The sequence below is a fragment of the Citreimonas sp. genome, assembly GCF_042096055.1.
Lineage (GTDB): Bacteria > Pseudomonadota > Alphaproteobacteria > Rhodobacterales > Rhodobacteraceae > Citreimonas.
Map to the genome: position 1 here is coordinate 3,077 of NZ_JBELMH010000004.1, position 8,532 is coordinate 11,608.

At 69.7% G+C, this 8,532-nt stretch carries 9 protein-coding genes; all 9 read left to right on the top strand.

What is annotated here, in order from left to right; genetic code table 11:
- Positions 1 to 1,052 (top strand): aldehyde dehydrogenase family protein (locus tag ACFDTC_RS01985; RefSeq protein WP_375257187.1); only part of this gene is annotated, 1,052 nt, incomplete at its 5' end.
- Between the two features lie 30 nt (positions 1,053 to 1,082).
- Positions 1,083 to 1,823, top strand: coding sequence for an SDR family oxidoreductase (locus tag ACFDTC_RS01990; protein ID WP_375257188.1), 741 nt, complete (start codon positions 1,083 to 1,085; stop codon positions 1,821 to 1,823).
- A 200-nt stretch (positions 1,824 to 2,023) separates the two neighbouring features.
- A complete protein-coding gene (gene denD / locus ACFDTC_RS01995; protein ID WP_375257189.1) occupies positions 2,024 to 3,046 on the top strand; it encodes a D-erythronate dehydrogenase in 1,023 nt (340 codons plus the stop codon).
- Positions 3,043 to 4,011, top strand: a complete 969-nt coding sequence (locus ACFDTC_RS02000) for a TRAP transporter substrate-binding protein (protein ID WP_375257190.1) — start codon at positions 3,043 to 3,045, stop codon at positions 4,009 to 4,011. Before denD ends, ACFDTC_RS02000 begins: the two co-directional genes overlap by 4 nt.
- Positions 4,012 to 4,069: 58 nt before the next feature.
- A complete protein-coding gene (locus ACFDTC_RS02005) occupies positions 4,070 to 4,570 on the top strand; it encodes a TRAP transporter small permease (RefSeq protein ID WP_375257191.1) in 501 nt (166 codons plus the stop codon).
- On the top strand, positions 4,567 to 5,850 hold the full coding sequence (locus tag ACFDTC_RS02010; RefSeq protein WP_375257192.1) for a TRAP transporter large permease: 1,284 nt from the start codon (positions 4,567 to 4,569) through the stop codon (positions 5,848 to 5,850). Before ACFDTC_RS02005 ends, ACFDTC_RS02010 begins: the two co-directional genes overlap by 4 nt.
- Before the next feature lie 70 nt (positions 5,851 to 5,920).
- Positions 5,921 to 7,171 (top strand): 3-oxo-tetronate kinase, encoded by a 1,251-nt coding sequence (otnK, locus tag ACFDTC_RS02015; RefSeq protein WP_375257193.1) that lies wholly within the window; start codon positions 5,921 to 5,923, stop codon positions 7,169 to 7,171.
- Positions 7,168 to 7,815, top strand: a complete 648-nt coding sequence (gene otnC, locus ACFDTC_RS02020; RefSeq protein WP_375257194.1) for a 3-oxo-tetronate 4-phosphate decarboxylase — start codon at positions 7,168 to 7,170, stop codon at positions 7,813 to 7,815. The genes otnK and otnC overlap by 4 nt, the downstream gene beginning before the upstream one ends.
- On the top strand, positions 7,815 to 8,532 hold a 718-nt coding region (locus tag ACFDTC_RS02025), incomplete at its 3' end, for a hydroxypyruvate isomerase family protein (protein WP_375257195.1). The genes otnC and ACFDTC_RS02025, both read left to right, overlap by 1 nt.

The following is an 8,532-nucleotide window of genomic DNA, read 5'->3' on the forward strand; positions in this document are numbered from 1 at the left end:
TGGACGGCTATACCGTCTATACCCTGCGCGAGCCGCACGGCGTGACCGGGCACATCGTGCCGTGGAACTACCCGATGCAGATCATCGGCCGCTCGGTCGGCGCGGCTTTGGCCATGGGCAATGCCTGCGTGCTGAAGCCGGCCGAGGATGCGTGTCTGACCGCACTTCTGTTCGCGCATTTCGCGCAGCAGGCGGGGCTGCCCGACGGGGCGCTCAATGTCGTTCCGGGTCTGGGCGCCGAGGCGGGCGCGGCACTGTCGGGGCATCCCGGCCTGCATCACATCAGCTTCACCGGTTCGGTCGCCACCGGTGCCGCGGTGCAGATCGCGGCCGGCGCGAACGTGGTGCCCGTGACGCTGGAACTGGGCGGCAAGTCGCCCCAGATCGTGTTCGAGGACGCCGACCTGGGCGCGGCGCTGCCGTTCCTGGTCAATGCCGGGCTGCAGAACGCCGGCCAGACCTGTTCCGCCTCGTCCCGGATCCTGGTGCATGCGAGCCTGTTCGACACGCTGGCCGCGCGCATGGCCCAAGCCTACGGCGCCAAGCGCATCGGGCGGGCGATCGACGACGCCGACCTTGGCCCGCTGATCAACCCGACGCAGAAGGCGCGGGTGGAACGCTACCTCGGCCTTGGCGCCGACCTGCCGGTGATCGCCCGGATCGAGCCGGGCGCCGACCTGCCCGAGAGCGGCAGCTACGTGCCCGCGTGCCTTTTCGGGCCGGTGCCGCCGGACCACGCGCTGGCGCAGGAGGAAATCTTCGGCCCCGTGCAGGTGATGATCCCGTTCGAGACCGAGGACGAGGCTCTGCGGATCGCCAACGGCACCGAATACGGCCTCGTCGCCAGCATCTGGACGCGCGACGGCGCGCGGCAGATGCGGCTGGCGCGCAAGGTGAAGTCGGGGCAGGTCTTCATCAACAATTACGGGGCCGGGGGCGGTGTCGAGTTGCCGTTCGGCGGCGTCGGCAAGTCCGGCCACGGCCGGGAGAAGGGCTTCGAGGCGCTGTACGGCTTCTCGACGCTCAAGACCGTCGCGGCCTATCACGGCTGACGCGCGACACAATCGGGAGGGAGAGCAGGCATGAGGCTTCAAGGCAAGACGGCGATCGTCACCGGGGCAGGATCGGGATTCGGGGCAGGCATCGCGCAGCGGTTCCTGAAGGAGGGCGCTCAGGTCGTCGTCGCCGACATCAACGCGGACGCCGCCGCGAAGGTCGCCGGGGCGCATGGCGGCCTCGCGCATGGCTGCGACGTCTCGGACGGCGCGCAGGTCGAGGCGATGATCGCCTTCGCGACCGAGCAAATGGGACGCGTCGACATCCTGGTGAACAACGCGGGTGTCACGCACCTGCCCGCGCCGATGGAGGACGTCTCCGAAGCGGATTTCGACCGCGTGTTTGCCGTCAACTGCAAGTCCGTCTACCTGGGCGCGCGGGCGCTGGTGCCGCAGATGAAGGCGCGCGGTTCGGGCTGCATCCTGAACGTCGCCTCGACAGCCGGCGTGTCGCCGCGGCCGCGGCTGAACTGGTACAACGCGTCCAAGGGCTGGATGAACACCGCGACCAAGGCGATGGCGGTGGAGCTGGCCCCCGCGGGCATCCGCGTCAACGCGCTGAACCCGGTGGCGGGCGACACGCCGCTGCTCAAAAGCTTCATGGGCGAGGACACGCCCGAGATGCGGGCGAAGTTCCTGTCGACGATCCCGCTGGGCCGGTTCTCCACGCCCGAGGACATGGCCAACGCGGCGCTCTACCTCTGCTCGGACGAGGCGAGCATGGTCACCGGCGTCTGCATGGAAGTCGACGGCGGCCGCTGCATCTGATCGCGTTCGGGCGGCGCCCGATGCGGTGCCGCCCGGAACCAGCCTGAAAGCCGCGCGTGCGATTGCGGAGGGGCCTTTGACCGCAGGGCGCCGTGGCATGGCTTCGGCGCGCGCGCAGGACGCCGGGCGCGCCTTTCGCGGGTTGGTCGTTGACACCGTTGTCACCGTCTGACTTGCTCGGCCCCGGGGGAGGAATTTCGATGCGCATCTTGGTGACCGGGGCGGCGGGATTCATCGGGCAGATGGTCGTGCGTGCGCTTGCCGACCGGGACGCGCTGACCGTCGATGGCCGCGAGAGACGCATTGCGGCGATCATCGCGACCGACATCGCCGAGGCGCCGCTGAAGGCGCTGGCGGACGCGCATCCCCGCGTGCATGCCGTGCCCGGAGCGCTGGATGATCCGGCGGTGCTGGGCCGCATCCGCGAGGACGCTCCCGAACTTGTGGTCCACCTTGCCGCCGTTGTCTCGGGCCAGGCCGAACAGGATTATGACCTCGGCATGCGCGTCAACCTGCAGTCCACGATCGCGCTGTTCGACGCCTGCCGCGCGATGCCCGTGCCGCCGGTGTTCCTGTTCTCGTCCTCGGTCGCGGTGTTTTCCTGCGCGGACAACGACACGATCTCCGAAGACACGCTGCCCGCGCCGCTGTCGTCCTACGGCACGCAGAAGCTGATGGGCGAGCTGCTGGTCCGCGACGCCACGCGCAAGGGCTTCATCCGCGGCCGCGCGCTGCGGTTTCCGACGATTTCCGTGCGCCCGGGCAAGCCGAACCAGGCCGCGTCGAGCTTCGCCAGCGGCGTGATCCGCGAACCGCTCGCGGGGCTCGAGGCCGTGCTGCCGGTCGGCCGCGATTTGCGGCTGCACCTCGCTTCGCCGGCCAAGGCGCTGAACTACGTGCTGGTCGCCGCAGGGCTGGCGCAGGACGAGATCGGCACGCAGACCACGCTGACGCTGCCGGGCATTTCGGTCAGCGTGGGCGAGATGCTCGACACGCTCGAACGCATCGCGGGGCCCGAGGTCGCTGCGCGCGTCGTGTCGCGGCCGGATGCCGCCATCGCGCGCATCGTGTCGTCGTGGCCGGGCCGGATCACGACGCCCCGCGCGCAGGCGCTGGGCTTCGCGCCCAACGAGGATTTCGCCGAGATCGTCCACGAACACCGGGACGGCGGCAGACAAACCGGCACGCGACCGGGAACAACCAAGGAGGAGGAGACCACATGAAACATCTCGCACTGGGGGCGATCGCCGGGGCCGTCATGGCCACCGCCGTGCACGCCCAGCAGAACATCGTCGTCGGGCACTCGCTGTCGCCCACGTCGCATTACGGCGTCGGGGCGCAGGCGTTCATCGACACGCTGACCGAGCTGTCGGGCGGCGCGTGGACGGGCGAACAGGCCCCCGCTGGCCAGCTGGGCGGCGAGCGCGACATGATCGAGGGGCTGCAGATCGGCTCGCTCGACGTGGTCATCACCTCGACCGGTCCGCTGGGCAACTTCGTGCCGCAGGTCTACGCGCTCGACCTGCCGTTCCTGTTCCGCGACTACGACCATGCCCGCAAGACGCTGGACGGCGAGATCGGCCAGGAACTGCTGGACGAGATCGGCGAGAACCAGCTGGTGGGACTCGCCTGGTCCGAGAACGGGTTTCGCCACGTGACCAACGCGCAGCGCCCGGTGCGCACGCCCGAGGATCTCGACGGGCTGAAGCTGCGCACGATGGAGAACCGCGTGCACATGGCCGCGTTCGAGGGCATGGGTGCCGCCCCCACGCCGATGGCCTTCCCCGAACTCTTCACCGCGCTGCAGCAGGGCGTGGTCGACGGGCAGGAGAACCCCGTCACGGTGATCACCGCGTCGAAGTTCTGGGAGGTGCAGGACTACGTCTCGCTGACCGGCCACGTCTATTCGCCGGCCGTCGTGCTGGCCTCGCCCATCCTGTTCGACGGGCTGACCGAGGAAGAGCAGGGCTGGTTCATGGAAGCGGCCAAGGCCTCGGCCGCCGCCACCCGCGCCGAGGTCAACCGGCTGGAAGAGGAAGGCGTCGCCCTGCTGCGCGAGAACGGCATGGAAGTCATCACCGACATCGACAAGGCGCCGTTCGCCAAGCTGGCCGAGGAATCCTCGTACGGGGTCTACACTGACGAGTACGGCAGCGAGATGATCGACCGCATCAAGGCGGTCGAGTGATCCGCATCTGACCCAAGGCCGGGGCGCGCGCCGCCCCGGCCGCATTCGCAGGGCCGCCATGACATTCTTCTTCAAGCTCGAGTCGGTGACGACGGGCATCGCCCTTCGGCTGTCGATCGTCTTTCTGCTGATCGCGACCGGGCTGGCACTGTACCAGGTGACGACGCGCTTCGTCTTCGGCCAGCCGTCGACGTGGTCCGAGGTCGTGACCCGGTCGGCGATGATCTGGTCGGTCTTCCTGGCCGTGGCGCCCGCCTTCCGCGAAGGTTCGATGATCGCGGTCGAGATCGTGCAGCGGATGCTTCCGGGGCGGCTGGGCTTCGGGCTGTACTTGGTGGCGACGGCGCTGTCGCTGCTTTTCTTCGCGATCCTGTTCTGGCAGGGCTGGGCGATGACGCTGCGGGTGGTCCCGCAGAAGCTTGCCGCGCTCGAGATTTCCATTGCCTGGGTCTACGCCGCGCTGCCGGTGGGGTCGGTCTTCATCATGATCGCGGTGCTGGGCTGCATGGCCCGCGCCATCCGGCAGGGTGACATTCCGCAGGCGGAGGGAATCCTGTGAACGCCGCACTCGCGCTTTCGCTGGGCATCCTGTTCCTTGCAGGGGTGCCGATTGCCGTGGCCATCGGCCTCGCGTCAGTCGTTGGGATCGAGGCAAGCGGCCGCCTGCCACTGCTGCTGGTCGCGCAGCGCATGTTCACGGGCATCGACAGCTTTCCGCTGATGGCCATTCCGCTGTTCATCCTCGCGGGCAACCTGATGTCGGCGGGCGGCATCTCGCACCGGCTGGTCGAGCTGGCGAAGTCGATCGTCGGCGGTATCCAGGGCGGGCTGGCCGCGTCCTGCGTGCTGACCTGCATGATGTTCGCCTCTGTGTCGGGCTCGTCCGTCGCCACCACGTTCGCGATCGGCGCGATCCTGATCCCGGCGATGGTCAAACACGGCTACCCGGCGCCCATGGCCGCCTCGGTGCAGGCCAGCTCGGCCGAGCTGGGTGTGCTGATCCCGCCGTCGATTCCGCTGATCCTCTACGGCGTGTCGACCGACACCTCGATCGGGCAGCTGTTCCTGGCCGGCATCGGGCCGGGCTTCCTTGTGGCCGGGTCACTTATGGCGCTGGTGCTGATCCTGTGCCGCATCCGGGGCATCGGCCTGCAGGACGGTGTCGACCGGCCGCGCGTGGGGGCGGCGCTGCTGTCGGCGATGCCCGCGCTGATCGTGCCGGTTGTCATCCTGGGCGGCATCTATACCGGCGTCTTCACCCCGACCGAGGCCAGCGCGGCGGCCGTCGCCGCAGCCGTGGTCGTGGGCATGCTGTTCTACCGCGAGCTTCGTTTCGCCGACCTGCCCGACATCCTGAAGAAGACCGTGCTCTCGACGGCCGCGATCATGCTGATCATCTCGGCCGCGGCGCTGTTTTCCTTCCTCGTGACGCGTTCGGGCCTGCCGAACGAGATCGCCGCCTGGTTCAAGGAGGTGTTCGACAGCCGGATGGCGTTCCTGCTGGTGGTGAACCTGCTGCTGCTGGTCGTCGGCATGTTCATCGAGACTTCGGCCGCGATCCTGGTCCTCGCGCCGATCCTGACGCCGATCGCGGTTTCCTACGGCGTAGACCCGGTGCATTTCGGGCTGATCATCGTCGTGAACCTTGCCCTGGGCATGATCACGCCGCCGCTGGGCGTGAACCTGTTCGCCGCCTGCGCGGTCGCCAACCTGCCGGTCGAGAAGATCATCCCGCACCTGTTCTGGTTCGTCCTGACCGTGTTCGGCGCGCTGATGATCATCACCTACGTACCGGCGATCACGCTCTGGCCGATGCAGATCATCCTGGGGACCAACTGATGACGCGGATCGTACACGACGCTGGGCTGGGGTCGCGGACGTCCTGCATCGCGCTGGCCGAGGCCGCGTGATGCTGCTGGGCTGCATCGGCGACGACTTCACCGGGTCCAGCGACCTGGCCAACACGCTGACGCGCCAGGGCATGCGCACCGTCCAGTACGTGGGCGTGCCGGACCGGCCTGCCGACGCGGGGGTCGAGGCGGGCGTGGTCGCGCTCAAGTCCCGCTCGATCCCCGTGGACGATGCCGTCGCGCAGTCGCTGCGGGCGCTCGACTGGCTACGCGCGCAGGGCTGCCGGCAATTCCTGTTCAAGTACTGCTCGACCTTCGACTCGACGCCCCTGGGCAATATCGGCCCGGTGGCCGAGGCGCTGGCGGATGCGCTGGACGCGCGGCAGGTCATCGTCTGCCCGGCCTTCCCGGCGACCGGGCGCTCGGTCTACCAGGGTCACCTGTTCGTCGGCGACCGGCTGCTGAGCGAATCCGGGATGCAGGACCACCCGCTGACGCCGATGACGGACCCCGATATAAGGCGCTGGCTGGCGCGTCAGGCGCGCGGCAGCGTCGGCCATGTGGACGCCGCGACGGTGCGGCAAGGGCCGGCCGCCATCGCGCAGGCGCTGGACGCGCAGGACCGCGCCGGCCATAGGCTGATCGTGACCGACGCCGTCGCGGACGAGGACCTGATCGCCCTCGGCCGCGCCGCCGCCGACCTGCCGCTGCTGACCGGCGGGTCGGGCATCGCCATGGGCCTGCCCGGGAACTTCCGCGCGGCGGGCGCGCTGGTGGACACGGCGGATGCCTGGCGCGGCCAGCCAGGGCCGGTGGTCGCGTTGTCGGGATCCTGTTCGACCGCCACGCGCGACCAGGTCGCGCGGCACGCCGCCCGTCACCCGGTGCGCGAGATCACGGCCCAAGATGCGGTGGCCGGCGCCCTGCCGGTCGCGGATCTGGCCGCATGGGCGCTGGCGCAGCCGGGCATTCCGCTGATCTATTCCTCGGCCGATCCCGCGACGGTGGCCGCCGTGCAGAAGCGTCACGGCGCGCAGCGGGTCGCTCAGGCAATCGAGACGCTGTTCGCCGAACTGGCCGCCGCGCTGGTCGCGGGCGGCGTCACGCGCCTGATCAGCGCCGGCGGCGAGACCTCGGGCGCGGTGGTCGGCGGGCTGGGCCTGTCGCAGCTCGAGATCGGACCCGAGATCGCGCCGGGCGTGCCGGTGATGCGCGCGAGCGAGGCGTGCGTGGTCGCGCTCAAGTCCGGCAATTTCGGCGGGCCGGACTTCTTCGAGGACGCGGCGCGCCTGATGGAGGCCGCCCCATGAGCGCAGAAGCGCGCCTGCGCGAGGATATCTGCCACTGGGCCAGATCCATGTTCGATCGCGGTCTGACCGGCGGCGCCTCGGGCAACATCTCGGCCCGTACCGAGGATGGCGGCCTGCTGGTGACGCCGACGGGCCACAGCTTCGGCCGGCTTGATCCGGCGCGGCTCAGCCGATTCGACGCGGCGGGCACGCTCATCTCGGGCGATCCACCCACCAAGGAGATGCCGCTGCATTCCGCCTTCTACGAGACGCGGAAGGCCGCGGGCGCGGTGGTGCACCTGCATTCGACGCATTCCGTCGCGCTGTCGATGCTGCCCGAGACCGACCCCGACAACGCCGTGCCTCCGCTGACGGCCTACGCGGTGATGCGCGTCGGCAAGGTCGCGCTGCTGCCCTTCTTCGTGCCTGGCGACGCCCAGATGGCAGACGCGATCCGCGGGCTGGCCGGGCGCCGCTCCTCGGTGCTGCTGGCCAACCACGGACCCGTGGTCGCCGCGCACGATCTCGAGGCGGCGGTGTTCGCGATGGAAGAGCTCGAGGAAACCGCGCGGCTGGCCATGTTGCTGCGCGGCACCGGCGCCGTGCCGCTGACCGAGGCGCAGATCGGGCAGGTCGTTCGCAAATTCGAGCTGGATTGGGACTGATGCGCTTTTCCGCCAATCTCGGCTTTCTGTTTACCGACCGGCCCCTGCCGCAGGCGATCCATGCCGCCGCGGCGGCCGGTTTCGACGCGGTCGAATGCCATTTCCCCTACGAGGTACCCGCGGCCGAGGTCGCGGCCGCGCTGCGCGAGTCCGGCCTTGAGATGCTGGGCCTGAACACCCACCCGGGCGTTCGCGAAGCCGGCGATTTCGGCCTTGCCGCGCTGCCCGGGCGCGAGGACGAGGCGCGCGCCGCGATCGCGCAAGCCGTCGACTACGCGCGCGCGATCGGGGCCGGAAACGTGCACGTGATGGCCGGCAAGACCGATGGCGGCGCGGCGGCCGAGGCCACGTTCCGCGCCAACCTGACCCACGCCTGCGATCTGGCGGTGCCGCACGGCATCGGCATCCTGATCGAGCCGATCAACCGGCGCGACGTGCCCGGTTACCACCTGGCGACCACCGACCACGCGGCGGCCATCGTCGAGACGCTGGACCGGCCGAACCTGTCGATCATGTTCGACTGCTATCACGTCCAGATCGCGCAGGGCGACCTGCTGCGGCGGTTCGAGGCGTTGCGGCACCTGATCGGCCACGTGCAATTCGCCGGCGTGCCGGATCGCGGCGAACCCGACCGGGGAGAGGTCGACTACGCCTGGCTGCTGCCGCAGATCGCCGGGCGCGGCTGGAAGGCTCCCTTCGGCGCGGAATACCGGCCCA

Coding starts and splice junctions, on each gene's coding strand:
- ACFDTC_RS01990 (WP_375257188.1), top strand. CDS start 1,083: ATGAGGCTTCAAGGCAAGACGGCGATCGTCACCGGGGCAGGATCGGGA.
- denD (WP_375257189.1), top strand. CDS start 2,024: ATGCGCATCTTGGTGACCGGGGCGGCGGGATTCATCGGGCAGATGGTC.
- ACFDTC_RS02000 (WP_375257190.1), top strand. CDS start 3,043: ATGAAACATCTCGCACTGGGGGCGATCGCCGGGGCCGTCATGGCCACC.
- ACFDTC_RS02005 (WP_375257191.1), top strand. CDS start 4,070: ATGACATTCTTCTTCAAGCTCGAGTCGGTGACGACGGGCATCGCCCTT.
- otnK (WP_375257193.1), top strand. CDS start 5,921: ATGCTGCTGGGCTGCATCGGCGACGACTTCACCGGGTCCAGCGACCTG.
- otnC (WP_375257194.1), top strand. CDS start 7,168: ATGAGCGCAGAAGCGCGCCTGCGCGAGGATATCTGCCACTGGGCCAGA.